At 65.6% G+C, this 24,339-nt stretch carries 23 protein-coding genes; 4 read left to right on the top strand and 19 right to left on the bottom strand.

Going from position 1 to position 24,339, the window contains the following annotated elements:
* From lepA to ASC78_RS18190, 14 genes are all read right to left on the bottom strand, one after another.
* Complete coding sequence (gene lepA, locus ASC78_RS18255; RefSeq protein ID WP_055804203.1) at positions 1–1,812, bottom strand: translation elongation factor 4; 1,812 nt, start codon at positions 1,810–1,812, stop codon at positions 1–3.
* Positions 1,813–2,333: 521 nt separating this feature from the next.
* Positions 2,334–3,824, bottom strand: a complete 1,491-nt coding sequence (locus ASC78_RS18250) for a DegQ family serine endoprotease (RefSeq protein WP_443082730.1) — start codon at positions 3,822–3,824, stop codon at positions 2,334–2,336.
* Between the two features lie 98 nt (positions 3,825–3,922).
* Complete coding sequence (locus ASC78_RS18245) at positions 3,923–4,981, bottom strand: MucB/RseB C-terminal domain-containing protein (RefSeq protein ID WP_055804200.1); 1,059 nt, start codon at positions 4,979–4,981, stop codon at positions 3,923–3,925.
* A 21-nt stretch (positions 4,982–5,002) separates the two neighbouring features.
* The gene (locus tag ASC78_RS18240) at positions 5,003–5,671 is read right to left on the bottom strand and encodes a sigma-E factor negative regulatory protein (RefSeq protein ID WP_055804198.1); all 669 of its coding nucleotides are present in this window, start codon (positions 5,669–5,671) and stop codon (positions 5,003–5,005) included.
* 17 nt (positions 5,672–5,688) lie between these two features.
* Complete coding sequence (rpoE, locus tag ASC78_RS18235; RefSeq protein WP_235505121.1) at positions 5,689–6,363, bottom strand: RNA polymerase sigma factor RpoE; 675 nt, start codon at positions 6,361–6,363, stop codon at positions 5,689–5,691.
* Positions 6,364–6,372: 9 nt separating this feature from the next.
* Positions 6,373–6,855 carry a hypothetical protein gene (locus tag ASC78_RS18230; RefSeq protein ID WP_055804195.1) on the bottom strand — a complete coding sequence of 161 codons (483 nt, stop codon included), beginning with the start codon at positions 6,853–6,855 and terminating at the stop codon, positions 6,373–6,375.
* A gap of 13 nt (positions 6,856–6,868) precedes the next feature.
* Positions 6,869–8,113: a beta-ketoacyl-ACP synthase II gene (fabF, locus tag ASC78_RS18225; protein WP_055804192.1), complete on the bottom strand. Its 1,245-nt coding sequence runs from the start codon at positions 8,111–8,113 to the stop codon at positions 6,869–6,871.
* Between the two features lie 96 nt (positions 8,114–8,209).
* Entirely contained in the window at positions 8,210–8,449 is a 240-nt protein-coding gene (acpP, locus tag ASC78_RS18220) for an acyl carrier protein (RefSeq protein WP_007830471.1), read from the bottom strand.
* 102 nt (positions 8,450–8,551) lie between these two features.
* Positions 8,552–9,295 carry a 3-oxoacyl-ACP reductase FabG gene (gene fabG / locus ASC78_RS18215; RefSeq protein WP_055804189.1) on the bottom strand — a complete coding sequence of 248 codons (744 nt, stop codon included), beginning with the start codon at positions 9,293–9,295 and terminating at the stop codon, positions 8,552–8,554.
* A gap of 24 nt (positions 9,296–9,319) precedes the next feature.
* The gene (gene fabD, locus ASC78_RS18210) at positions 9,320–10,273 is read right to left on the bottom strand and encodes an ACP S-malonyltransferase (RefSeq protein WP_055804395.1); all 954 of its coding nucleotides are present in this window, start codon (positions 10,271–10,273) and stop codon (positions 9,320–9,322) included.
* Positions 10,274–10,326: 53 nt separating this feature from the next.
* Positions 10,327–11,304 (bottom strand): beta-ketoacyl-ACP synthase III, encoded by a 978-nt coding sequence (locus tag ASC78_RS18205; protein ID WP_055804186.1) that lies wholly within the window; start codon positions 11,302–11,304, stop codon positions 10,327–10,329.
* Positions 11,304–12,401, bottom strand: a complete 1,098-nt coding sequence (gene plsX, locus ASC78_RS18200; protein ID WP_082517578.1) for a phosphate acyltransferase PlsX — start codon at positions 12,399–12,401, stop codon at positions 11,304–11,306. The genes ASC78_RS18205 and plsX overlap by 1 nt, the downstream gene beginning before the upstream one ends.
* Positions 12,402–12,462: 61 nt before the next feature.
* Positions 12,463–12,645 (bottom strand): 50S ribosomal protein L32, encoded by a 183-nt coding sequence (rpmF, locus tag ASC78_RS18195; RefSeq protein WP_007830466.1) that lies wholly within the window; start codon positions 12,643–12,645, stop codon positions 12,463–12,465.
* Positions 12,646–12,791: 146 nt separating this feature from the next.
* The gene (locus ASC78_RS18190) at positions 12,792–13,349 is read right to left on the bottom strand and encodes a YceD family protein (RefSeq protein ID WP_055804180.1); all 558 of its coding nucleotides are present in this window, start codon (positions 13,347–13,349) and stop codon (positions 12,792–12,794) included.
* A gap of 82 nt (positions 13,350–13,431) precedes the next feature.
* Here ASC78_RS18190 and ASC78_RS18185 point away from each other — a divergent pair, with 82 nt between their 5' ends.
* The 3 genes from ASC78_RS18185 to ASC78_RS18175 are packed head-to-tail and all read left to right on the top strand — an operon-like array spanning position 13,432 to position 15,927.
* On the top strand, positions 13,432–14,013 hold the full coding sequence (locus tag ASC78_RS18185; RefSeq protein ID WP_055804177.1) for a Maf family protein: 582 nt from the start codon (positions 13,432–13,434) through the stop codon (positions 14,011–14,013).
* Positions 14,010–14,771 (top strand): SAM-dependent methyltransferase, encoded by a 762-nt coding sequence (locus ASC78_RS18180; protein WP_055804174.1) that lies wholly within the window; start codon positions 14,010–14,012, stop codon positions 14,769–14,771. Before ASC78_RS18185 ends, ASC78_RS18180 begins: the two co-directional genes overlap by 4 nt.
* Before the next feature lie 4 nt (positions 14,772–14,775).
* A complete protein-coding gene (locus tag ASC78_RS18175; protein ID WP_055804172.1) occupies positions 14,776–15,927 on the top strand; it encodes an MFS transporter in 1,152 nt (383 codons plus the stop codon).
* Positions 15,928–15,934: 7 nt separating this feature from the next.
* Here ASC78_RS18175 and ASC78_RS18170 read toward each other — a convergent pair whose 3' ends face one another.
* The 4 genes from ASC78_RS18170 to ASC78_RS18155 are packed head-to-tail and all read right to left on the bottom strand — an operon-like array spanning position 15,935 to position 19,124.
* Positions 15,935–16,978: a S49 family peptidase gene (locus ASC78_RS18170; RefSeq protein WP_055804169.1), complete on the bottom strand. Its 1,044-nt coding sequence runs from the start codon at positions 16,976–16,978 to the stop codon at positions 15,935–15,937.
* A 2-nt stretch (positions 16,979–16,980) separates the two neighbouring features.
* On the bottom strand, positions 16,981–17,352 hold the full coding sequence (locus tag ASC78_RS18165; RefSeq protein ID WP_055804167.1) for a Rieske (2Fe-2S) protein: 372 nt from the start codon (positions 17,350–17,352) through the stop codon (positions 16,981–16,983).
* Between the two features lie 10 nt (positions 17,353–17,362).
* On the bottom strand, positions 17,363–18,034 hold the full coding sequence (locus tag ASC78_RS18160) for an HAD family hydrolase (RefSeq protein ID WP_055804164.1): 672 nt from the start codon (positions 18,032–18,034) through the stop codon (positions 17,363–17,365).
* Complete coding sequence (locus tag ASC78_RS18155) at positions 18,027–19,124, bottom strand: RluA family pseudouridine synthase (RefSeq protein ID WP_055804161.1); 1,098 nt, start codon at positions 19,122–19,124, stop codon at positions 18,027–18,029. The genes ASC78_RS18160 and ASC78_RS18155 overlap by 8 nt, the downstream gene beginning before the upstream one ends.
* A gap of 559 nt (positions 19,125–19,683) precedes the next feature.
* Here ASC78_RS18155 and ASC78_RS18150 point away from each other — a divergent pair.
* A complete protein-coding gene (locus ASC78_RS18150) occupies positions 19,684–22,932 on the top strand; it encodes an Rne/Rng family ribonuclease (protein ID WP_055804158.1) in 3,249 nt (1,082 codons plus the stop codon).
* Between the two features lie 123 nt (positions 22,933–23,055).
* Here ASC78_RS18150 and ASC78_RS18145 read toward each other — a convergent pair whose 3' ends face one another.
* A complete protein-coding gene (locus ASC78_RS18145) occupies positions 23,056–24,339 on the bottom strand; it encodes a heme biosynthesis protein HemY (protein WP_055804155.1) in 1,284 nt (427 codons plus the stop codon).

Raw genomic sequence — 24,339 nt, 5'->3', positions numbered from 1 at the left:
TCAGTCTTCGACTTGCAGAATCGCGAGGAAGGCCTCTTGAGGGACCTCGACGGAGCCGATCTGCTTCATTCTTTTCTTGCCCGCTTTCTGCTTCTCGAGCAGCTTCTTCTTGCGGGTGATGTCGCCGCCGTAACACTTGGCAAGAACGTTCTTGCGCAGCGCCTTGATTGTCTCACGCGCAATGATGTTGACCCCGATGGCCGCCTGGATCGCAACGTCGAACATCTGGCGCGAAATGATCTCGCGCATCTTCGACACCACGGCCCGGCCACGGTACTGCGACTGGCTCCGGTGCACGATGATGGACAACGCATCGACCTTCTCGCCGTTCAGCAGGATGTCGACCTTGACCACGTCGGAGGCGCGGTACTCCTTGAACTCGTAGTCCATGGAAGCGTAGCCGCGGCTGACCGACTTCAGCTTGTCGAAGAAGTCCAGCACGATCTCGCCGAGCGGCATCTCGTAGGTCAGCATGACCTGGCGGCCGTGGTAGGCCATGTTCATCTGCACGCCGCGCTTCTGGTTGGCCAGCGTCATGACGGCGCCGACGTATTCCTGCGGCATGTAGAGATGCACGGTGACGATCGGCTCGCGAATCTCGCTCATCTTGCCAACGTCGGGCATCTTGGACGGGTTCTCGACCATGATGACTTCGCCGTCGTTGCGCACCACCTGGTAGACCACGCTCGGCGCGGTCGTGATCAGGTCCTGGTCGAACTCGCGCTCCAGGCGCTCCTGCACGATCTCCATGTGCAAGAGGCCGAGAAAGCCGCAGCGAAAGCCGAAGCCGAGCGCCTGGCTCACCTCGGGCTCGTAACGCAGCGACGAATCGTTGAGCTTGAGTTTTTCCAGCGCGTCGCGCAGCGAGTCGTATTCGCTCGCTTCGGTCGGGTAGAGGCCGGCAAACACCTGCGGCTGGATTTCCTTGAAGCCCGGCAGCGCCTCGGTGGCGGTAGCAGCCGCGCCGCCGGTGCCTGGCTTGATGAGCGTCACGGTGTCGCCGACCTTGGCGGCCTGCAGCTCCTTGATGCCCGCGATGATGTAGCCCACCTCGCCCGCCTCGAGCGATGCGCGCGGCTCGTTGGCGGGCGTGAAGACGCCGACGTTGTCGGCGTTGTACATGGCGCCGGACGCCATCATCTTGATGCGCTCGCCCTTCACCAGGCGGCCGTCGACCACGCGCACCAACATGACCACGCCGACGTAGGGATCGAACCAGCTGTCGACGATCATCGCGCGCAGCGGGCCATCGGGATTGCCGCGCGGGGCGGGCATCTTGTGGACGACGGCTTCGAGAATCTCGTCGATGCCGAGGCCGGTCTTCGCGGAGCACGGAATCGCGTCGGTCGCGTCGATGCCGATCACGTCTTCGATCTCGGTGCGTGCGTTGTCCGGATCCGCGTTTGGCAGATCCATCTTGTTGAGCACGGGCACCACTTCAACACCGAGGTCGAGCGCGGTGTAGCAGTTGGCCACCGTCTGCGCTTCAACGCCTTGCGATGCATCGACGACGAGCAGCGCACCTTCGCATGCAGACAACGAGCGACTCACTTCGTACGAGAAGTCGACATGGCCCGGTGTGTCGATCAGATTGAGGTTGTAGACCTGCCCATCGAGCGCCTTGTAGTGCAGCGCAGCGGTCTGTGCCTTGATGGTTATCCCACGCTCTTTTTCGATGTCCATCGAATCGAGCACCTGTGCTTCCATCTCGCGTTCCGCGAGGCCGCCGCAACGTTGGATCAAACGGTCTGCGAGCGTCGACTTGCCGTGATCGATGTGCGCAATGATCGAAAAATTTCTGATGTGATTCATCAACGGGAACGCTTAAGTACTTGAATTGGCTCGTGCGCAGAGTGCGACAGGCAAGAAAAAAGGGCGCGTCTTCTGGAGACGCGCCCTGAACCAACAAGCAATGGCAACTGCAGTAGTTGGAACTTCATTGTAGGCAAAAAGGGAGGCACGTACATCCGGGGACAGGGTCAAAACGGGTCGTTGCAGGTCCACAACATCAAAGATATAAACAACTTATCCACAGGAACGGTGGAGCACTCTATGAACAACTTGTGGGCGATCTGTGGAGCACCGGTGGACTGCTGTCTGACATCTCGCATGGTGGAGGAAACCATACTCTTTATGCCCGGACTGACTGTCCACTGACCCCTATTCTACCGAAAACCGTCCTAAGCCCTTACATAAGTTAGTGAACGCAAACAAATCCGGGGCGATTTTCGCCCAGAATTTTTTTTGAAACCGGGCGCTCCAACGTCGCAAACACCTCAAAAAAAGGCCCCAAACCCGACTGACGGGTGGGGCCACTTGACGGCAGCGCCAGATCAGCGTGCGGGTCGGATCAGGGCATATTGCGCCCACTCGCCACGGCGGAACAGCACGCTGAGCGCCTTGTTCTTGTCGGCCTTGGCAATCGCAGACTCGAATTCCTTGACGCTCGACACCTCGACATTGCCAACCGAGAGAATCACGTCACCCTCGCGCAGCCCGGCCTTGGCGGCCGCATCAGTGGCCGCGTCGATACGCACGCCGCGCACCTTGAGCTCCTTCTTCTGGGCGTCGGTGAGGTCGCTGACCACCAGGCCGAGCGACTTGCCGGCCGCGGACGACGGCTTGGCCTGTGGCTCCTCGCGATCCTGCTGGCGCTTTCCGGACGGCTTGGCTTCGGGATCGCCCTCGGCCACAGTGATTGCGAGCTCGCGCGAAGCGCCGTTGCGGAACAGGGTCAGCGTGCTCTTGGCGCCCGGCTTGGTGCTAGCCACCGAGCGCGACAGGTCGCTCGGCGTGTCGATGACCTTGTCGCCGTACTTCGTGATGATGTCGCCTTCCTTCACGCCGGCCTTGTCGGCCGCCGAACCCGGCACCACGCTGTTCACGAGCGCGCCGCGGGCCTTGCCCAGGCCGATCGATTCGGCCACGTCCTTGGACACGGTGCCGATGGTCACGCCGATCAGGCCGCGCGAGACCCGGCCGGTGGCGCGCAGCTGCTCGCTGACACGGATCGCTTCATCGATCGGGATCGAGAACGAGATGCCCATGTAGCCGCCCGAGCGCGAATAGATCTGGCTGTTGATGCCGACCACCTCGCCGCGCAGATTGATGAGCGGGCCGCCGGAGTTGCCCGGGTTGATTGCAACGTCGGTCTGGATGAGCGGCACCAGATCGCCGGTGTCGCGCTGCTTCGCGCTCACGATGCCCGCGGTCACGGTGTTCTCCAGGCCGAAGGGCGAACCGATCGCCATCACCCATTCGCCGACGCGCAGCTTGGAGATGTCGCCGACCTTCACCACAGGCAGGCTGGTCGCCTCGATTTTCACCACCGCGACGTCGCTGCGCTTGTCGGCGCCGATCAGCTTGGCCTTGAACTCGCGCTTGTCGGTCAGCGTGACGAGGATTTCGGACGCGTCCTCGATCACGTGGGCATTGGTCATGACATAGCCGTCGGCCGAGAGGATGAAGCCCGACCCCACGCCGCGCGGGCGCTCTTCCTCCTGAGGTTGCTGCGGCCGGTTGGGGCGCGGGCCGGGTCGCGGATTGCCGGGCAGCGGCTGGCCGAAGAAGCGCCGGAAGAACTCCTGCATCTCCTCGTCCATTTCCCCGCCGCTGCCGCCGCGCGTGGAAACCTTCTCGACGGTGCGGATGCCGACCACCGCGGGACCCACCTGCTCCACCAGATCGGCGAAATCGGGCAATCCGCGCGCCTGGGGCGTCTGCGCCATGGCTGACGTTGCCGGCAAGAATCCGGTCGCAGCCGAGCAGGCCACGCCGAATGCGAAGAGATAGGAACGAAGCTTGTGTCCCTCGACTTTGAACATGATCGGTTTTCTTTCAAAAGAACAGAGAACAGCCAAAAGAAGAGCTATGAGTCAGTGATGCGGACTTGGTTCAGCGCCAGCAGCGCGCGCCTCGCAGATCAGCGCGTACGCGCGAGGCTTTGCGCAAACGCGTTGAGAGTCTGCTGCGGCACCTCGCCCACGGCGGTGAGCCACCAATCGCTTGCCGGCTCGGGCAATCGCCGGCGAATGGCATTGGTTGCACCGATTGTGAGCACACCATCCCGCGGTGCGCGTTTCTCATCGTAGCGCTCGATGAAAAGCGATACGGAGGCAAGGCCATCGGAGAAGGTCCACTGGACGGTTCGATCCTGACCGGTCTTGTCACCGCGGCGATAGAAGCTGCGCGGCTTGAAACCCGCCACGGGCGACTTGAGCGTCCAGCCCTCGTCCTGCGCGCTGGTGCGCTCCAGCTCGAGCTTCTCGATGCGGTAGCCGCCGGTGTTGGCCATCATCTGCGCGAGGGCCTGCGCCTTGACGGGCGCGTCCAGCTGCAATTCGGAGAACGCCGACTGCTCCACCACGCGGGAGTCGCTGTCGATGGTCTGCAGCTTCATCACCAGGCCGGAGCGGCGCTCGCTCCAGATGCGATAGCCAAAGCGAAGCCCGTCGTGCGGCAACAGCTGCACCACGTCGGCGTCGAAACCCGCCACGCGGTCCTTGCCGATGGCGCGGACGTCGTAGAAATCGCCGATCGAAGAATCGGGCTTGTCCGGCAGATTGGGAAAGAGGTCGAGGTTCTCGCGCTTCTCGACCTTCACGACCTTTGCCTCTGGCAGGAAGGTCATCACATGGTGGTTGCGCCTGAAGGTGGAGCGCGGCGGGCCGGACAGGGCCTCGATGCGCTCGATCTGCATATCGCCGTCGCGCACATGCCAGATGCGCGCACTCGACAGATCGCCGCCCGCCGCCGAAACCACGAAGGTGCCGACGTAATTGCGCTGCCGGGCCCCGGCGTGCATGCGCTGCAGCCATTCGACGACGCCCATTGCGGGCGGTGCGTCGCCGGCCTGCACCGAGGCCGCACTCCTGGCGTTGGCTGGACCCGGCCGGCTCTGTGCCGCCGCAATCTGCACCAGACAAAAAGCAGCGAGCACCAGCGCGAACGCGCGTGCAGAGATCGGCATCTGAACGGTCATTGGAGCGACGGCAGGCGCGCGTCAGCGCGTCGGGCCTTCGAAGGTCGCGTTGCGCAGGAACCCTGAGGGCATTTGCGAAGCGCCGCCGGCTTGCTGGTGCGCTTCGAGCAACTGGTCGAGCCGCGGGTCTCGCAGCATGACCTGCGGGCTTCCACTGCCGACCACCACGCGGGTTGACGCCAGCGGCGCAGCGGCGGGCAGCGGGCTGCTGGGGGCAGCGGCGGCCAGCACCGCGTTGGACGCTGGTTGCTGCTGCTGGGCTGCTATCTGGGCACCCTGCGATGGAAAGGGGGCGCCGTTTCCGACCAGCGTCCAGCTGATCGCGGCCACGGCCACCAGCGAAGCGGCGCCGGCCACGAGCTTCCAACGGAAGACCGGCTCGTTGGCTGCATCGGTTTTGTGCCGCACCGCATGCATCGTTGAGGCCTGGGCCGGCGGCACAGGCGCGACCGAGGCCACAGGCTCCGCCGCCAGGCGCTGCTGAAAGCGGGCCAGGAACGCGCTGCTATCGCTGCATGGCGAGTGCGCGCCCGCGCGCAGCACGTCGCCCACGAGGTGATAGGCGCGCCAGACCCGATGGGCCTCGTCGTCCGCGCAGACGGCCTCGATGGCCCGCGCAAACTCCTCGCCCTGCAAATGACCATCCGCCAATGCGGATACCTGCTCACGAACCGTCATCGTCTGATTCATTTCATTCACCTGCTTACCTACCAACGCTTGCCGGACTGGTTGTCCAGCAGCGGTTTGACCCTGGCCGAAATGGCCTCGCGCGCCCGGAAAATACGCGAGCGCACGGTGCCGATCGGGCAATCCATGACCTCGGCAATCTCTTCGTAACTCATGCCCTCGATCTCGCGCAGGGTGACAGCCTGGCGCAGCTCGGACGGCAACGCCTCCATGGCCGCCTCGACCACGCGGGCGATTTCGTTTGCCGCCAGGACCGATTCGGGGGTTTCGTCGCTGATTGGTTCGTTTCCGGGCCGGTAAGTTTCATCGTCCTCATCAGAAGACGGCCGCATGGCGCTTTCGGAAATGGTCGGGTCGCGCTTCATGTCTACCAATGCCTTCTTGGCGGTATTCACCGCGATCCGGTAAAGCCAGGTGTAGAACTGCGCGTCGCCGCGGAACTGATGGAGCGCGCGGTAGGCGCGAATGAAGGTTTCCTGCGCAATGTCTTCGACCAGATCGACATCGCGCACCATGCGCCCGATCAGGCGCTCGATCCGGCGCTGGTACTTGATGACCAGCAGTTCGAATGCCTTTTGGTCACCCGCGACCGTGCGCTGGACCAGCAGCAGGTCGACCTCGCCCGGGCGCGGCGCCTCGGCGGACACATCGGGCAAGCCGGAGTCCGGTGGCACTGGCGGCGGAGAAGTGGTCATCGGGGAGGTTCAGGGCGCATCGACAGGCGCGGTCGCACGCCAAGGCTCGCCGGCAGGCGACGCGGTCGGGGCGCGCGAATATACCGCACGGCGCAGGTCGCGCCAGCGTTCCGGCATGGCGCGCTGCTCGACCCAGATCCATCGGCTCGCACGGCCCGGCTGGGTCAGCCGGACCAGCAGCAGCGACTGGATATCGAGTGCGACGGCGGCGCGGGCCGCATGGACGGCACGGCCCGGATGGGCGCCCGTGAGCGTCCAGCCCAGTCCGTCGAAGTGCAGCACCCCCGCACCGTCGCTTCGCAGCCCGAGCCCGGCCGCGAGGCCCGACAACAGCACACTCAGGACCAGCAGCAGCTGGCGCCAACCGGCACTATCGAACAGATAGCACGACAGTCCCGCGCACGCTGCGCCCAAGGCCCATGTGGCGATCAGAATCCGGGTGGCACCGCGCGAGCGCCCCACCGGGTATGTCACCGACGGTGCGCTGTGCATGAAAGAGCAATGCTCAAGCGCGCTTGAACACCAGCGTGCCGTTGGTGCCGCCGAAGCCGAAGTTGTTCTTGACCGCGACATCGATCTTGAGATCGCGCGCCACGTTGGCGCAGTAGTCGAGGTCGCACTCCGGATCCTGGTTGAAGATGTTGATGGTCGGCGGGCTCTTCTGGTGATGCAGTGCGAGCACCGTGAACACCGACTCGATGCCGCCGGCGCCGCCCAGCAAGTGGCCGGTCATCGACTTGGTCGAATTCACAACCAGCTTCTTCGCATGGTCGCCGAAGGCCTTCTTGACCGCATTGGTCTCGTTGACGTCGCCGATCTGCGTCGAGGTGCCGTGTGCATTGAGGTACTGCACTTCGTCGGCGTTGACGCCCGCATTGGCCAGCGCCATGGTCATCGAGCGGCGGGGGCCGTCGACGTCGGGTGCGGTCATGTGGTACGCGTCGCCGGTCAGGCCGAAGCCCGCCACTTCCGCGTAGATCTTGGCACCGCGCGCTTTGGCATGCTCGTATTCTTCGAGCACCAGCACGCCGGCGCCCTCGCCCAGCACGAAGCCGTCGCGGTCCTTGTCCCACGGACGCGAGGCCGTGGCGGGATCGTCGTTGCGCGTGCTGAGTGCACGCGGCGCGGTGAAGCCGCCGATGCCGAGCGGAGAAATGGTCGACTCGGCGCCGCCCGCGATCATGACGTCGGCATCGCCGTATTCGATCATGCGTGCCGACGTGCCAATGGCATGCAGGCCCGTGGTACAGGCGGTCACCACCGCGATGTTCGGGCCCTTGAAGCCGTACTTGATCGAGACGTGGCCCGAGATCATGTTGATGATCGAAGCCGGTACGAAGAACGGCGAAATGCGGCGCGGGCCGCGACTCGCGTATTCGCCGTGCGTTTCTTCGATCATCGGCAGGCCGCCGATGCCGGAGCCGATGTTGCAGCCGATGCGCACGGCTTCTTCATAGGGCAGCGCTTCGCCGGTCGGCAGTCCGCTGTCCTGCACCGCCTGCATGGCGGCGGCAAGCCCCAGATGAATGAAGCGGTCCATGTGGCGCGCTTCCTTCTCCGAGATGTATTGGGTGATGTCGAAACCCTTCACCTCACCGGCGAACTTGCAGGCAAAGGCGCTTGCATCGAACGCGGTGATGTTCGCAATGCCCGACTTCCCGGCCAACAGGTTGGCCCAGGATTCGGTTGCGGTGTTTCCGACAGGAGCGATGCAACCGAGTCCGGTCACGACGACGCGGCGTTTGGTCATGCCGGCAAACCTTTCTGAAAGCGCTGAACAACTGCGGGCGGCGCGTACGGGCTCGATGAAAAGCGCCGCCGGCCGTGGCAGTTCCAGCTGGCCCGATCAGGCCTTTTGATTCTTGGTGGCGTAGTCGACGGCGTTTTGCACCGTGGTGATCTTCTCGGCATCTTCATCGGGAATCTCGATGCCAAACTCGTCTTCGAGTGCCATCACCAGTTCGACCGTGTCGAGCGAGTCCGCACCGAGGTCGGCCACGAAAGCCTTTTCGTTCGTTACTTGGGACTCTTCCACGCCGAGTTGCTCGGCGATGATTTTCTTGACACGTGCTTCGATATCGCTCATTTGGTTCCCTCTGAGGGTTGTAGGTAATCGGTGGATTTTAGCCGGGCGCATTGTGGCATTTGCCGTGCACCCGGAGCGGGGAAAGATTGCGCCTTGCGGCAATTACATGTGCATGCCGCCGTTGACGTGCAGTTCCTGCCCTGTCACGTACGACGCCTGGGGCGATGCAAGGTAGGACACGGCATGTGCGATGTCAGCTGGCTTGCCAAGGTGGCCGAGCGGAATCTGCTGGAGCAGGGCCTGCTGCTGGGCCTCCGGCAGGCTGGCCGTCATGTCGGTTTCAATGAAGCCCGGCGCAACGCAGTTGACCGTGATGTTGCGGCTGCCGAGTTCGCGGGCCAGCGCGCGGGTCATGCCCGCCACACCGGCCTTGGCCGCCGCGTAATTGGCCTGCCCGGCATTGCCGGAGGCGCCGACCACGCTCGTGATGCTGATGATGCGGCCGTAGCGCTGCTTCATCATCGGGCGAATGACCGCGCGCGACAGGCGGAACACGGCCTTGAGATTGGTGTCGAGCACCGCGTCCCAGTCGTCGTCCTTCATGCGCATGGCGAGCGTGTCGCGCGTGATGCCGGCGTTGTTGACCAGCACATGGATGGCGCCGTAGGCCTGAACGATTTCGTCGATCAGCGCGTCGACGGCCGCCGCGTCGTTCACGTTGAGCGCACGGCCACGGCCGTCAAACGCGCTCAGGGCCGAGGTGATCTTTGCCGCGCTGTCATCGGTGGTGCCGGTGCCGACCACCTTGAGGCCGCGCTGCGCGAGTTCGAGCGCAATGGCGGCGCCGATGCCGCGCGACGCGCCGGTAACCAGGGCAACTTGCCCTTCGAATTTGGGAATGCTCATAAAAGTATCGGGGGCCCTGGCCGTTCAGCCGGCGAGCAGTTGTCGGGTGTCCGCGAGCGTTGCCGGGTCGTACACCGACGCGGCTTCGAGTTCGGGGGTGATGCGCTTGACCATGCCGGCCAGCACCTTGCCCGGCCCGCACTCGATGATGGCGGCTACACCGCGCAGTTTCAAGGCCTGCACGCTTTCGACCCAGCGAACCGGGCCGGCCGCCTGGCGCACCAGGGCGTCGCGGATGCGATCCGGGTCGGTTTCAACGGCCACGTCGATGTTGTTCAGCACAGGGATCTGCGGCGCAGCGAAAGTGATCGTGGTCAGCTTTTCGCGCAGCGCCTCGGCCGCGGGCTTCATCAGGCTCGAATGGAAGGGTGCCGACACGGGGAGCAGCAGTGCGCGCTTGGCACCATTGGCCTTGAGCAGCTCGCAGGCTTTGTCAACGGCCGCCTTGCTGCCCGCGATCACGGTCTGCATCGGGTCGTTGAAATTCACTGCCTCGACGATCTCGGGGCTGCCGGTGCCAAAGGACGCGGTCGCTTCGGCGCAGCCTGCAACCACCTTGGAGGAGTCCATGCCGAGGACGGCCGCCATGGCGCCCACCCCCACAGGCACGGCCTGCTGCATGGCCCGCGCCCTGAACCGCACCAGCGGCGCCGCTTGCGCCAACGTGAGAACACCGGACGCCACCAGCGCGGAGTATTCGCCGAGCGAATGTCCTGCGACGACGGAAGGGGCCGCGCCACCTTCCGCCAACCATGCGCGCCAGGCGGCGACACCAGCCACCAGCATCACCGGCTGAGTGTTGGTCGTGAGGGCCAGCTCTTCCTTGGGGCCGTTCTTGATCAGCGCGGCAACGTCTTCGCTCAGTGCCTCGGAGGCTTCGCGCAGAGTTTCGGCCACGGCCGGGTGGTCGCCCCAGGCGTCGAGCATGCCGACCGCCTGCGAGCCCTGGCCCGGAAAGACAAAAGCAAAGGATTTCATTGTTTCAAGCGTCATGTCGCACTGCAGCCCCACCGCGAGGGGCATTGCAATGGCTACAGGTTCAATAGCACCGCGCCCCAGGTGAACCCGCCGCCCACGCCTTCGAGCATGACGGTTTCGCCCTTCTTCACTTTGCCGGACCGCACGGCCTCGTCGAGCGCCAGCGGAATCGAGGCGGCCGAGGTGTTGCCATGCTCATTGACCGTCACGATGAGTTTCTCGCGCGGAAGCTTCAGCTTCTTGGCCGTGCCTTCCATGATGCGGATGTTGGCCTGGTGCGGAATCAGCCAGTCGATGTCGGCTTCGGTCTTGCCTGCCTTTGCCAGCGTGGCGCGGGCCGCATCTTCGAGCACGCGCACCGCCAGCTTGAAGACGGCCTGGCCGTCCATATGCAGCAGCGGCGTGCCCAGCACATTGCCGCCCGAAACATGGCCGGGTACGCAAAGAATGCCGACGTGCTTGCCGTCCGCATGCAGGTCGCTCGCGAGGATGCCGGGCTCGTCGCTGGCCTCGAGCACCACGGCGCCGGCACCGTCGCCAAACAGCACGCAGGTGGTGCGATCGTTGAAATCGAGAATGCGCGAGAACACTTCGGCGCCAATCACCAGCGCGCAGCGCGCGCTGCCGGTGCGGATCATCGCGTCGGCCACGGTCAGCGCATAGACAAAGCCGCTGCAGACCGCCTGTACATCGAAGGCCGGGCAGCCGGCAATGCCGAGCTTGTTCTGAAGAATGGCGGCCGACGACGGAAACACCATGTCCGGCGTCGATGTGGCGACGATGATCAGGTCGACATCTTCCGCCTTGCGCCCAGCGGCTTCCAGCGCGTGGCGGGCGGCCTCGAGGCCGAGATCGCTGCTCGTGACTTCAGGCGCCGCAAAGTGCCGCGCGTGGATGCCGGTGCGTTCGACGATCCATTGATTCGAAGTCTCGATGCCGCGTGTTGCCAATTCCTTGGCAAGGTCGTCGTTGGTCACCCGGCGCGGAGGCAGATAGCTGCCTGTGCCGGTGATGCGTGAATAAGAGCTCATCAAACGTGAAGGGCCGCCGCGTCGGCAGGCACCGCCGGCTCCTGCCGCGCGAGCAATGGCGCGGCGTGAGCAATGCGGGCCCGCACGCGATCGAGCAGGTTGTTGCGAGCGGCATCATAAGCGCGATCCAGCGCATGACCGAAAGCCACTTCGTCAGCCGAGCCATGGCTCTTGAAAACCAGGCCGCGCAGGCCAAGCAGCGCGGCGCCGTTGTACCGTCGGTGGTCCAACCGATTTTTAAAAGCTTTTAGAACCGGATAGGCAACAATTGCAGCCGCCTTGGTCAAAATGCTGCGCGAAAACTCGATGCGAATGAAGTCGCCGATCATTGAAGCAACGCCTTCACTGGCCTTCAGCGCCACGTTGCCCACGAACCCGTCGCACACCACGATGTCCGTTGTGCCCTTGAAGATATCGTTGCCTTCCACGTTGCCATAGAAGTTCAAATCCTTCGAGTTGGCGGCCGTACGCAGCAGTTGGCTTGCTTTTTTGATCGTTTCGCTGCCCTTTATGGCTTCCTCGCCAATATTGAGCAAGCCGACCGATGGAGCCTCGTTGCCGGTGAGTGCGGAGACCAGGGCCGACCCGAGCACGGCGAACTGAAGCAGGTCTTCGGCGTCGCAATCGACGTTGGCACCTAGGTCCAGCACCGTGGTGGCGCCGCCTTTGGCGTTCGGGAGCTGGGGCGCAATGGCGGGGCGGTCGATGCCGTCGAGCGTCTTCAGGAGATAGCGCGCAATGGCCATCAGGGCGCCGGTATTGCCGGCCGAGATGGCTGCTTGAGCGGCACCGTCCTTGACCTGCTGGATCGCAACGCGCATCGAAGAGTCTTTCTTCTTGCGCAGGGCGATTTCAATAGGATCGTCCATGCCCACCACTTCGCTGGCGGCAACGATGCGCGCACGCGGATGTGCAGCGAACCCGGCCAATGCGGCAGGCGCACCAACCAGCAGCAACGAAGCTTCGCTGTGCCGCTCAAGGAACGCGCGGCAGGCCGCGAGCGTGACGCGCGGCCCATGGTCGCCTCCCATGCAATCGACGGCGAGCGTGATTGCGGAAGGCGCAGCAGTGATTTCGGGGGAAGAAGGCGTAGCCATCAAAACAAAGGCCCGACGCTACGGCAAAAGTAGCTTCGGGCCTTGGCCTTGGGATGCGAGATCAGGCTTCGGACTTGTTCTTGAGCACCTGGCGGCCACGGTAGAAACCGTTGGGGCTGATGTGGTGGCGCAGGTGCGTTTCGCCGGTGGTCGGTTCCACGGCGATGCCGGGCACGACCAGCGCATTGTGGGAACGGTGCATGCCGCGCTTGGAAGGCGACTTCTTGTTTTGCTGGACGGCCATGATGGCTCCTGGACTGTTAGGTGAGTGATTGGATGCGCTCTCTGGCGGTGGCAATACAGGGGCATGTATGGAATGCCTTGGTCTGTCTTGCTGCTCACGGCGGCGCGCGCGAAGCCCATGATTATAGCCTAGCCTGAGGAAAAGGGCTACTTGCCCTCTTCCGGCTTGCGCGAACGCAACGCGCCGAGCACCGCGAACGGGTTGGGCTTGGCCTCTTCAGCCGCCTGGAAGTCTTCATCGCTGGACGAGAGCTGGATTGGCGTCGGGCAGACCTCGTGAACCGGCATGACGGGAATTTCCATCAGGAGCTCGTCCTCGATCAAGGCGTGAAGGTCGAAGTCTCGGCTCACGACGAGGAGATCTTCTTCCGATTCATCGTCCTCGGCATCTGCGGTGGCTTCATCGGCCACGAAACGGAACCAGCGGTCGGACGCAACAAGCGTATCCACTGGTGCCAGGCAGCGCTGGCACACCAGCGGCACGGTCGTTTCAGCCGTCAGATGCAGCCAGGGCTCGGCCTTGCCCAAAGCGCCGGTGCGCTGCTCGCCCACGGCCTCCCACCGAACCAGAGATTCGGGCGCCGGCGAGGCCAATTCTTGCGCCAGCCGGGGATAGTTGGGGACCGGATCGTCGGCTGAAAGCGCCGCGGCTTCGGCGGCAAAGGCGGCCACGTCGAGCCGTTCGGGAACAAATTCTCTCTTCATCCGCTCCAGTCTAGCGCGCCGGCCGCGGGAATTGGCGGAGCACCGCCAAAGGCTTTTTGGCAGCTCACGCACAATCGTCGCCATGCAACGCCCCTTGATCCTTGCCTCGACCTCGCGCTATCGGCGTGAACTGCTGGCCCGCCTCCACCTGCCCTTCGACGTGCAGCCCCCCGAAGTCGACGAGACCGCCCAGAGCGGAGAGACCCCGCGCGAGTTGGCCGAGCGCCTGGCATTGGAAAAGGCCCAGGCAGTCGCCGCGCGATTCCCCGAGGCCGTGGTGATCGGCTCAGACCAGGTGGCCGACCTCGCCGGCGAGGCGCTCGGCAAGCCGGGTGACCACGCGCGCGCCACAGCCCAGCTGCGCCGGATGCGCGGCCAGACCCTGGTGTTCCAGACCGCAGTGGCGGTCGTCTGCCAAGCCACGGGCTTCGTCCAGCGCGACCTGGCGCCGGTTCGGGTGGTGTTCCGCGAACTCAGCGATGCGGCCATCGAGCACTACCTGCAGGCCGAACAACCCTACGACTGCGCAGGCAGCGCCAAGAGCGAAGGCCTGGGGATCGCCTTGCTGAGCGCAATCGACAGCGACGACCCGACCGCCCTCATCGGCCTGCCGCTGATCCGCACCTGCCGGATGCTGCGTTCCGCCGGAGTCGATCTGCTGTGACCCGGGGCAAGCTCTACCTGGTGCCCGCGCCGCTCGATTTCGGCTGCGAAACACAGGCGCCGCTGCAGGACGCCCTGCCCCTCGGTACGCTGCAGGCTGCTGCCGGCATCACCCATTGGATCTGCGAGAACGCCAAGTCGGCACGCGCCTATCTGAAGCGCATCGATGCCGTCGTTCCACTGGCTGCGCCCCTGCAGGCACAAGACATTCGCGAATTGCCGCGCGAGGTGCACAAGAAAGGCGACCACGCCGGCCAATTCGATGCGAAGCCGTTGCTGGCCGCCGCACTCGAAGGCCACGATATCGGGCTGCTCAGCGAAGCCGGCATGCCGGCAGTGGCCGACCCGGGCTCCTCGGTGGCGCGTGCTGCTCACGAGCTTGGCATCACGGTAGTCCCGCTCACCGGCCCCGTGTCGCTGCTGCTCGCACTGGCGGCCAGCGGCCTCAACGGCCAGAACTTTGCCTTCGTCGGCTATCTGCCGCAGGATTCGGGCGAACGCCAGGTTCGCATCCGGGAACTGGAGGCGCTGGCCCTCAAGACCGGCCAAACGCAGTTGTTCATCGAAACGCCCTACCGTAACGCCGCGCTGCTCCAGGCGCTGGTGCAAACGTTGCAGCACAACACCCGGCTCGCCGTGGCGCGCGGGCTGACGCTCGCAACGGCCCAGGTGCGCAGCGAAACGGTAAAGGCCTGGCGCGCCAAGGCGCAAAGTCCGACGGACGAGCGCCTGCCCGCGGTCTTCGCGATCGGACGCTGACGCGATGGTGGTTACCGCCGGCACCCGCTGGGCCTCGCGTGCGCAGTTCTTTTCTTCCGGTTTCATCTTCGCGACCTGGGGCGTGCACGTTCCCACGGTCAAGGCGCACTACGGCATTGACGAGGCCGAGTTGGGGCTGGCCTTGCTCGCAGCCGGTGCCGGCGCGATGTTCGGCCTGACCAGCGCCGGCCGATGGATCGGCCGCCACGGCCCGCGGCACATGGCCGCCCTCTGCGGCTGCGTCTATGCGCTGCTGCTGGCGGGGCTGATCGCGATGCCGGGCTATCTCTTCCTCTTGGCGCTGCTGGCGGCCTTCGGCCTTGTCACCAGCGTGTTCGACGTGGCCATCAACGCCGAAGCGGCGCAACTCGAATTGCAGGGCGGCAAGCCTTTGATGAGCGGCATGCACGGCATGTTCAGCCTGGGCGGCATGGCCGGCGCCGCAAGCGGCAGCGCGGCATTGGCCGCGGGGATCGGCGCACAGGCGCATCTGTTGTGGGTTGCGGCAGCCATGGTGCTGGTGGTGGCGGTGTCTTCGTGGCACATGCTTCCCAAACCACCCGCTGCCGGCGACGCTTCCCCGGCCGACCACGCATTCCGGCTCCCTCGCGGCGTGCTCGCGGTGCTGGGCTTGCTCGCCGCGCTGGGCCTGATTGCCGAGGGCGCAATCTACGACTGGAGCGTGCTGTACATGCATCAGGAACTCGGCAGCCCGCAGGAGCAGGCCGCGCTGGCCTATGCCAGCTTCTCGGCCGCCATGGCAGCCGCGCGTTTCTGCGGCGATGCGATGCGTGCGCGCTTCTCTCCGGCTGCGCTGCTGTTTGGCAGCGGCGTGCTGGCGGCGGCGGCCATGACGCTGGTCCTGCTGACCGACCTGCCCTGGCTCGCGCTGATCGGCTTTGCGGGAGTGGGAGTGGGCTTCGCGAACGTGGTGCCGATTTTGTTCGGCGCATCGGCCCGCGTGCCCGGCGTCGAAGCCGCAACGGGCATCGCGGCCGTCTCGGCCATCGCCTACCTGGGCTTCATGGCCGGACCGGCCGTGATCGGCCTGCTGGCGCGGGCCAGTTCGCTGACAGCCGCGCTCTACGTGGTCGTGGTTTTCGCGGTGGCGCTGGCCGCCTCGGCCCGTTTCACGGACAGCGGCAGCCCAAACTGAGCCAGCCTCAGCGCAGCGCCGGCGTGGCGAACTGCAGCGAACGCACCGTGGCGTCGCCCATCGCGGCGCCGAATTTCTTGGCAAGCTTTTCGGCCACGTTGTCGCGCCGCGTGTAGTCGGTCACCTCTTCGGCCTTGATCACTTCACGCGCAACGTAGTCCACGTTGCCGAGCTGGTCGGCGAGGCCGAACGCCACGGCTTGTTCGCCGCTCCAGAACAGGCCGCTGAAAAGCCCCGGGGTGTCCAGCTTGAGCCGGTCGCCGCGCCCTGCCTTCACGACGTTGATGAACTGCGTGTGAATCTGGTTCAGCATGGCCTGGGCATGGACGCGCTGCGCATCGCTCATCGGGCTGAACGGATCGAGGAAGCCTTTGTTCTCGCCGGCGGTGATCAAACGGCGTTCGACACCGACCTTGTCCATGACGCCAGTGAAGCCGAAGCCGTCCATCAGCACGCCGATGCTGCCGACGATGCTGGCCTTGTCGACGAAGATCTTGTCCGTGGCCGCGGCAATGTAGTACGCGGCCGAAGCGCAGGTTTCTTCGACCACCGCGTAGACCGGCTTTTTGTGCTTGGCCTTCAGGCGCTTGATTTCGTCGCTGATGATGCCGGCCTGCACGGGGCTGCCGCCGGGCGAGTTGATCAGCAGCACGATGCCCTTGGCACCCTCGTCCTCGAACGCAGTCTTCATTGCGGCCACGACGAATTCCGCGCTCGCGTCTCCGCCGTTGGCGATCTCGCCCTTGATTTCGACCACCGCGGTGTGGGCCGTGGTCTTGGCGGCGCTCGGCGCGTTGCGCGACATCGCGAGCCAGACCAGGAAGATGAAGAAGGCGAGCCACGAAAGACGCGTGAAAGTCTTCCAACGGCGCGCGGCCCTCTGCTCGTTCAGCGAGGCGAAGGCAAGCTTCTCGAGCGTTGCGCGCTCCCACCCTGGGCGTTGCGTGGGATCTTTGGCCATGTTTCGTGGCGCGCCCTGCGAGGACGCAATGGGAGTGGCCGGCTCAAAAGGATCAAAACCCTCAGGTTCCGTGCGGTTCGGGTCGGTCATTGTCAAAAAGTCAGGGGGTGGAGGTTCCAGGCAGTATGCCAGTGCACCACCCCGCCACGTTCGCTGAGGGCGATCTTCACGAGCCCACCGCGGCATGGGCCGCCGGCACACTCGCCGGTGTCCGGCTTGTAGACCGCGCCATGCGTGGCGCAGAGCAGCCACTGGCCGCTGTCGTCGAAGAAGCGGTCGGGCTGGAAATCGAGTTCCATCGCCACGTGGCTGCATCGGTTCAGGTAGGCATGCGGCTGACCATCGAAGCGCACTGCAAAGGCGCGGCAGGTTTCACCACCGTAGACCACATCGAAAGGCACGGCCCGGCCGCCTTCAACCAGGTCCGAGGCGTTGCAAAGGGGAATTGGCTCTTCTTCGCTCATCGCGAGATTTTCAGACGTTGTCCAGAAGCCATGCCTCGAGGCTGGCCACCGAGTGCGCGACGAACAGCGGCTTCAGCTCGTCAAAACTCTCGGGCTCGTGCGCTCCGTAGCTCACGCCCACGCTGGCGCAGCCGGCATTGAGCGCCAGCTGCAGGTCGTGCGTGGTGTCGCCGATCATCAGCGTGCGCTCGGCCGGAATGTCGAGCTCTTCCATCAGCTCCAGAAGCATGCGCGGATGGGGCTTGCCGAAAGTCTCGTCGGCGGTACGCGATGCATCGAAGCGGTCGCGCAGCGCCATCGACTTCAGCGCCTCGTTGAGGCCGCGGCGCGATTTGCCCGTGGCCACCGCCAGCTTGTGGCCGCGCGCGCGCAAGGCATCGAGCATCTGCAGCACGCCGTCGAACAGGACGAGGTCGTCCTGGTGCTGCAAGTAGTGATAGCGGTAGCGTGCGCCGAGCTCCGCATATTTTTCCTTCGGCACGTCGGGAGCCGCGCGCGCCAGGGCCTCGGCCAGGCCAAGGCCGATGACCCATGCGGCATCGTTCTCGCTGGGCTTGGCACCGCCCACGTCGATCACGGCGGCCTGGATGCAGCGCACGATGAGCCGCGTGGAGTCGTAGAGGGTGCCGTCCCAATCGAAGGCGATCAGGTCGAAACGAAGGGGTCTGGGGGAATCAGTCATTGGCCGTGGGAGTGGGATGTTGGGCAAGCGCCTCAAGCGCCTGGGGCGGCATCAATGCGTGCAGTTCGGGCGGCAGGCCGGCCTGCAGCGCCACGCGCTCGCCGGTTGCGGGATGGTTGAACTGCAACCGCCAGGCATGCAGGAACATGCGCCGGAGGCCGAGTTTATGGAGCACGCGCTGGCGTTCGAAGTCGCCGTACTTGTCGTCGCCGGCAATCGCATGGCCTGCCGATGCAAGGTGCACGCGGATCTGGTGGGTGCGGCCGGTCTTGATGGTGACCGCCAGCAGAGACAGCGGCGCGGCATCGCCCGGCAGCGTGAACCGCGCCAGCACGCGCACCAGCGTCACCGCACGCATGGCGTCGGGATGGTCCTTGGCGACCACGCGCACGCGGCGCTCGCCGGCGCCGGCCCCGTCGCCCGGCAGCAGGTACTTGGCGAGTGGCGCGTCGAGCACCTTCTTGTTGGCGGGCCAGCCACCTTCGACCAGCGCGAGGTAGGTCTTGCCCGTCTCGCGCTCGCGGAACTGGTCTTGCAGCGCCACCAGCGCGCTGCGTTTCTTGGCCACCAGCAGGATGCCCGATGTCTCGCGGTCGAGCCGGTGGACGAGTTCCAGGAACTTGGCGCCCGGCCGCGCCGTTCGCAGCTGCTCGATCACGCCAAAGCTCACGCCGCTTCCGCCATGCACCGCCACGCCGGCGGGCTTGTCGATGGCCATCAGCGCGTCGTCTTCCAGCAGCACCGGAAATTCGCGCGCGGGCGCGGGTGCCGTGGCGCCCTCTTCGGCACGCGGCGAAATCCGCACCGGCGGCAGCCGCACCACGTCCCCGGTCTCGATGCGGGAATCGGCCTGCGCCCGACCCTTGTTGATGCGCACCTCGCCCGACCGGATGATCCGGTAGACATGCGTCTTGGGCACGCCCTTCAGATGGCGGAACAGGAAGTTGTCCAGCCGCTGCCCAGCGGATTCCGCGTCCACGGTAATGAATTTGATGGACACGTGCGGCGCCCCGGCATCGGCCGCGGCTTTTTGATCTGCGGGATTTGGAGCGGCCGCAGGGCTTTGCTTCGCACCTATAATGTTTTTCACCAGCGCGGTCGTGTAAGTGCTTGATTAGACAGAAGTTTAGATCACTGCAGTCAAACGCCCAGGACAACGCTGCGAGGTCGATGCCGCTTTGGCGCCGAGACTGCAAACCCCGCGCAATGGCGCAAAGTGGCAGACCCTGCACCCAAGTCAAGCCGACACCCACGAAACACCGATACGGAATACCCAGCCTGCAGCTTCCAAGCTGCTGGCGGATCGAAGCGAGTCCCTTGTGTTGATGCTGCTGATTCAAATGTGCCTGCGCTGGCCCACCTGGCTTCTGCCAGCGGCCTCAGGCATCGAGTCATCCGCACCGCGCGCCACCATTGCGCAACCAGCTATCAATAAGATAGCTGCTCAACACCGAATCTGGCTCGCGCCCATCCACGCGCCCCCACCCCGGCTGTCTTCTTGAGCTGACGCTCAAGAGGCCTGTTCGCGCTTGCCGCGGCAGTGACAGCAACCGGGGCCAAGCGGCAATTCCCCTCGTTTCGCGGGCGTCGTCCGTGCATCGTTGGCCCGTCATGGGCCGGTAGAACGATACATATAAGGACAACGCATCATGAAGCGGATGCTGATCAATGCCACGCAGGCCGAAGAACGCCGCCTGGCCATCGTCGACGGGCAAAAGCTCCTCGACTACGAAATCGAGATCGAAGGGCGCGAACAGCGCAAGGGCAACATCTACAAGGCCGTCGTGACGCGCGTCGAGCCCTCGCTCGAAGCCTGTTTCGTCGACTACGGTGAAGACCGCCACGGCTTCCTGCCGTTCAAGGAAATCTCCAAGCAATACTTCGCCGAAGGCGTTTCCGCCAACCAGGCGCGCATCCAGGACGTCATCCGGGAAGGCCAGGAACTCGTCGTCCAGGTCGAGAAGGAAGAACGCGGCAACAAGGGCGCGGCCCTCACCACCTTCATCTCGCTGGCCGGCCGCTACGTCGTGCTGATGCCCAACAACCCGCGCGGTGGCGGCGTGAGCCGGCGCATCGAGGGCGACGACCGCGCCGAGCTCAAGGAGGCGATGGACCAGCTCGAGTACCCGAAGGGCATGAGCATCATCGCGCGCACCGCCGGCATCGGCCGCTCGGCGCCCGAACTCCAGTGGGACCTGAACTACCTGCTCAAGCTCTGGGGCGCCATCGACGGCGCGGCCAAGGGCGGCAAGGGCGCCTTCCTGATCTATCAGGAATCGTCGCTCGTCATTCGCGCCATCCGTGACTATTTCAATCACGACATCGGCGACATCCTGATCGACACCGACGACATCTACGACCAGGCGCAGCAGTTCATGGCGCACGTCATGCCCGAGCATGCCGCCCGCGTGAAGCGCTACCGCGACGATGCCGCGCTGTTCAGCCGCTTCCAGATCGAGCACCAGATCGAGTCGGCCTATGCACGCACCGTGCAGCTGCCTTCGGGCGGCGCCATCGTGATCGACCACACCGAAGCACTGGTGTCCGTCGACGTGAACTCGGCCCGCGCCATCAAGGGCGGCGACATCGAAGAAACCGCCACCCGCACCAACCTCGAAGCCGCCGACGAAGTGGCCCGCCAGATGCGCCTGCGCGATCTGGGCGGCCTGATCGTCATCGACTTCATCGACATGGACGAGTCGAAGAACCGCCGCGAAGTCGAAAGCCGCCTGCGCGACGCGCTGCGCCAAGACCGCGCCCGCGTGCAGTTCGGCTCGATCAGCAAGTTCGGCCTGATGGAAATGAGCCGCCAGCGCCTGAAGCCGGCGCTCTCGGAAGGCTCGTCGATCCCTTGCCCCCGCTGCGGCGGCTCCGGCCACATCCGCGACACAGAATCGAGCGCGCTGCAGATCCTGCGCATCATTCAGGAAGAGTGCCTGAAGGACAACACGGCCGCCGTGCACGTCCAGGTGCCGGTCGAAGTGGCGTCGTTCCTGCTGAACGAAAAGCGCCCCGAAATCGCCAAGATCGAGCTCAAGCAGCGCGTCACCGTGCTGATGGTGCCCAACAAGACGCTCGAAACGCCCAACTACAAGCTCGAGCGCCTGAAGCACGACGATCCGCGCCTCGACCACATCGAAGCCAGCTACAAGATGGCCGACGAGATCGAAGACCCGACCGCCGTCACGCGCCGTTCGCAGGAACCCACCAACAAGCAGACGCCGGTCATCAAGGGTGTGCTGCCCGACGCACCGGCACCCGTGGTGCCGCCCAAGCCTGAAGCCGTCCGCGCCACTGCGGCCACGGCTCCGGCACCGGTCGCACCGCCCGTGGCGAGTGCACCGGCACCGGCTGAGATGGGCTTCTTCGCCCGCCTCAAGAGCTGGTTCGGCGGCACGCCGGCACCGGCGCCCGCACCAGCGGTCATTCCCGTCGAGGCTCCAAAGCCCGCACGCCGCGATGGCGGCCGTTCCGGCCGCGACGGCGAAGCACGCGGTGCACGCGATGGCGAACAGCGCCGCGGTGGCCGCGGTGGCGAAGGCCGCAGCGAAAACGGTGGCCGCTCCGGTGGCCGCGACGGCGAACGCCGTGGCGGACGTGGTGGCGAGCGCCGTGGTGAAGGCCGTGGCGAAGGCCGCAGCAGCGAACTGCGCAGCGAAGCAACCCAACCGCGCGAGCAGCGTGAGCCTCGCGAACAACGCGAGCCCCGCGAGCAGCGCGAACCCCGTGAAGCACGCGGCCCGCGCGAAGGTGAACAACGCCGCGGCGGACGTGGCGAACGCCGCGAAGGCGAAGGCCGCGAGGCACGGCCGGTGACTGCCGAACTCGACGGCAACCTCGAAGCACAGCAACTGGCGCCCAACGCGCCGGTCGGCGACGAAGGCAATGCACCGGCAGAACGCGCGCCCCGCGCACGCGGCGAACGCCGGGAACGTGGCGAGCGCGGTGAACGCGGTGAACGCGGCGACCAGCGCAATGCTTCCGAAGCACCGCGCGAAGCGGCCGGTGGCGACAACGCCGCCGCCGAGGACGGTACGCAAGCCGAACGCGCCCCGCGCGGTGGCCGTGACGAGCGCGGCCCGCGTGGTGAGCGCGGCGAAGGCCGCCGCGATCGCCGCGGTGAAGGCCAGCCGCGTTTCGCCAACGGCGAAGCACCGGCATCTGCCGACGAAGCGGGTCTCCGCGCCGTCGAGCCGGCCGACGTCACACCTGGCAACAACGAAGGCGAGACCGGTGGCAACGAGCAGCAGGCGCCGCGCCGTGAAGGCGAAGAGCGCCGCGGTCGTTCGCGCGACCGCTACGGCCGCGACCGCCGCGAACGCGGTCCGCGCGACGAGAGCGAAGCCAACGCGGCTGGCGCGCCGATCGACGCGAATGAAGCGCCCGTGCGGCAGCAGCCGGAACATGCCGAAGCTCGCGCCGCAGCGTTCGAAGAAGCACCAGCACCGCGCAGCTACTTCGACCGTCCTGCAACGGCACCGGCACCGGCACCGGCACCGGCAATTGCACCTGCGCCGGCACCCGCACCCGTCGCTGCGGTGGCCGCAACGCCTGTCGCGGTTCCCGTCGCGGCGCCCATCGTGGTCGCAAGCAGCAGCAAGCCAGCCGCCAACGGCCGCGCGCTGCCGAAGGTCCAGCCTTTCGAACTGCCGCTGAACGAACTGGCGCAGATCGCCGAGAGCTCGGGCCTGCAGTGGGTCAACTCCGACGCCGAGCGCATTGCGCAAGCCCGTGCGGCCATGGCCGCCGAGCCGAAGGCGGTGCATGTGCCGCGCGAACGCCCGCCGGCCATCGTGCTCGATGCCGGTCCGCTGGTGCTTGTTGAAACCCGCCGCGAACTCGGTTCGATGACGCTGCCTTTCGAAAAGGCACCGTCCGACGCGCAAAGCGTGAACTGAAGAAGCTTCGGGCCGACGGCCCGAGTCCATGAAAAACGGCGCCATCCTGGCGCCGTTTTTTTATGGAGAGTGAAACTGCGGCATCGCGGAAGCCGCCAATGCCTGGCGAGCCAACTGCGCCCTTCAGGCCTTCTCTGTTTGCGCCGCGCGCTTCCAGGCCTCGGCCGCGTGTTCGCCATCGCCGCGCGCTTCGGCCAGTTCGGCGAGCGCCAGCCACGCACGGCGATAGAGGTCCGCGTCCTGCAGGCCCAGGCCGGCCTGGGTGAGCAACTGCTGGGCTTTGCCCCAGAGCTGTCGCTTCATGCACGCCATGCCCGCGAGGTACTGCAGGTTGGGATCGCGCGGATTGTTTCGCTGGGCCGATTCGATGCGGGCGAGCCACTCGGCGTCCACTGAATCGAGCCCCGCTTCGAGCGCCCGCGCCAGTTTGACGCGCAGCATATCGCCCAGTGCGCGGGGCTGCGACACCATGCGCTCCCAGGCAGGCAGCAGCCATTCGCGCGCCAATGCCAGGTCGCCGCGCAGGGCCACCATGCGCTGGGCGGCATGAATCGCCACCTCGGGCATTTCGCGTTCGGCCATATCGAGCTCGGTCCAGGCACGAAGCAGTTGCGCCGGATCGTGTGCGCCGGACAACAACTCGGTCGCGAGACCGCGCACGATGCTTTGCGCCGCGGCGTCCGAGAACGCGCCGTGCTTGGCAAGCAGGCGCGCGGTTTCCAGCGCCTCGAGCGTGCGTCGATCCTGGCGTGCCGCCTTCAAGCGAATGCGGAGGGCGAGGGTTCGCCGTTGCACGCCTTGCGGAAGCTCTTCGAGCCGGGCCAGCGCCGCTGCGGGATCGCGGTCTTCGAGCGCCCAGCGCGCAGCGCGCAACTGCACGCCTTCGCGCGTCTCCGGGCTCGCCAGCATGGTGCGGTCGGCGCTTTCATTGAGGGCTTGCTGCAGATGCGCATCGCGCGCCGGCCGGTCTTGCAGCGCCTGTGCGCTCTCGGCGGCCAGCAGGTGCGACAGCACGCGAACCTGATGGGCCTGCGGCAGGCTGGCATCGAGGGCCGCCAGCGTCCTTTCCTGGACCAGCGCAGCTTGCGCGGCCTTGCGTGCGCGCGAGAAGCGTCCCGACAGCAGTTGCACCATCGAATCGAGCAAGGCCGAATGCAGCGCGCGTTCCTTCTGCTGCAGCCGCCATTGGCGAGCCTGCGTCGGCAGCGAGAACAACGCCGCCAAGCCGCGCAGCGCCAGGTGCAGCAACACGAAGGCGCCGAGCAGAATCACCAGAACCAGGTTCAGCGAAAGATCGACCCGCCACGGCGGCCAGAACACCGTGATCGTGCCCTGGTTGTTGCCGGCGAACAGGGCCACCGCCGCCGCAATGGCGAACAGTGCCAGGAGCCAGAGTGCTGCCCTCAT

The sequence above is a fragment of the Variovorax sp. Root318D1 genome, from assembly GCF_001424835.1.
In the GTDB taxonomy this organism is placed as follows: Bacteria; Pseudomonadota; Gammaproteobacteria; order Burkholderiales; family Burkholderiaceae_C; genus Variovorax.
Note: the sequence above shows the minus strand (reverse complement) of the source record. Positions and strands in the feature narration are given on the sequence as shown.

What these genes read in the sequence shown, in the direction of transcription:
- lepA (WP_055804203.1), bottom strand. Translation starts at nt 1,812, where the DNA reads ATGAATCACATCAGAAATTTTTCGATCATTGCGCACATCGATCACGGC.
- ASC78_RS18250 (WP_443082730.1), bottom strand. Translation starts at nt 3,824, where the DNA reads ATGTTCAAAGTCGAGGGACACAAGCTTCGTTCCTATCTCTTCGCATTC.
- ASC78_RS18245 (WP_055804200.1), bottom strand. Translation starts at nt 4,981, where the DNA reads ATGACCGTTCAGATGCCGATCTCTGCACGCGCGTTCGCGCTGGTGCTC.
- ASC78_RS18240 (WP_055804198.1), bottom strand. Translation starts at nt 5,671, where the DNA reads ATGAATCAGACGATGACGGTTCGTGAGCAGGTATCCGCATTGGCGGAT.
- rpoE (WP_235505121.1), bottom strand. Translation starts at nt 6,363, where the DNA reads ATGACCACTTCTCCGCCGCCAGTGCCACCGGACTCCGGCTTGCCCGAT.
- ASC78_RS18230 (WP_055804195.1), bottom strand. Translation starts at nt 6,855, where the DNA reads ATGCACAGCGCACCGTCGGTGACATACCCGGTGGGGCGCTCGCGCGGT.
- fabF (WP_055804192.1), bottom strand. Translation starts at nt 8,113, where the DNA reads ATGACCAAACGCCGCGTCGTCGTGACCGGACTCGGTTGCATCGCTCCT.
- acpP (WP_007830471.1), bottom strand. Translation starts at nt 8,449, where the DNA reads ATGAGCGATATCGAAGCACGTGTCAAGAAAATCATCGCCGAGCAACTC.
- fabG (WP_055804189.1), bottom strand. Translation starts at nt 9,295, where the DNA reads ATGAGCATTCCCAAATTCGAAGGGCAAGTTGCCCTGGTTACCGGCGCG.
- fabD (WP_055804395.1), bottom strand. Translation starts at nt 10,273, where the DNA reads ATGAAATCCTTTGCTTTTGTCTTTCCGGGCCAGGGCTCGCAGGCGGTC.
- ASC78_RS18205 (WP_055804186.1), bottom strand. Translation starts at nt 11,304, where the DNA reads ATGAGCTCTTATTCACGCATCACCGGCACAGGCAGCTATCTGCCTCCG.
- plsX (WP_082517578.1), bottom strand. Translation starts at nt 12,401, where the DNA reads ATGGCTACGCCTTCTTCCCCCGAAATCACTGCTGCGCCTTCCGCAATC.
- rpmF (WP_007830466.1), bottom strand. Translation starts at nt 12,645, where the DNA reads ATGGCCGTCCAGCAAAACAAGAAGTCGCCTTCCAAGCGCGGCATGCAC.
- ASC78_RS18190 (WP_055804180.1), bottom strand. Translation starts at nt 13,349, where the DNA reads ATGAAGAGAGAATTTGTTCCCGAACGGCTCGACGTGGCCGCCTTTGCC.
- ASC78_RS18185 (WP_055804177.1), top strand. Translation starts at nt 13,432, where the DNA reads ATGCAACGCCCCTTGATCCTTGCCTCGACCTCGCGCTATCGGCGTGAA.
- ASC78_RS18175 (WP_055804172.1), top strand. Translation starts at nt 14,776, where the DNA reads ATGGTGGTTACCGCCGGCACCCGCTGGGCCTCGCGTGCGCAGTTCTTT.
- ASC78_RS18170 (WP_055804169.1), bottom strand. Translation starts at nt 16,978, where the DNA reads ATGACCGACCCGAACCGCACGGAACCTGAGGGTTTTGATCCTTTTGAG.
- ASC78_RS18165 (WP_055804167.1), bottom strand. Translation starts at nt 17,352, where the DNA reads ATGAGCGAAGAAGAGCCAATTCCCCTTTGCAACGCCTCGGACCTGGTT.
- ASC78_RS18160 (WP_055804164.1), bottom strand. Translation starts at nt 18,034, where the DNA reads ATGACTGATTCCCCCAGACCCCTTCGTTTCGACCTGATCGCCTTCGAT.
- ASC78_RS18150 (WP_055804158.1), top strand. Translation starts at nt 19,684, where the DNA reads ATGAAGCGGATGCTGATCAATGCCACGCAGGCCGAAGAACGCCGCCTG.
- ASC78_RS18145 (WP_055804155.1), bottom strand. Translation starts at nt 24,339, where the DNA reads ATGAGGGCAGCACTCTGGCTCCTGGCACTGTTCGCCATTGCGGCGGCG.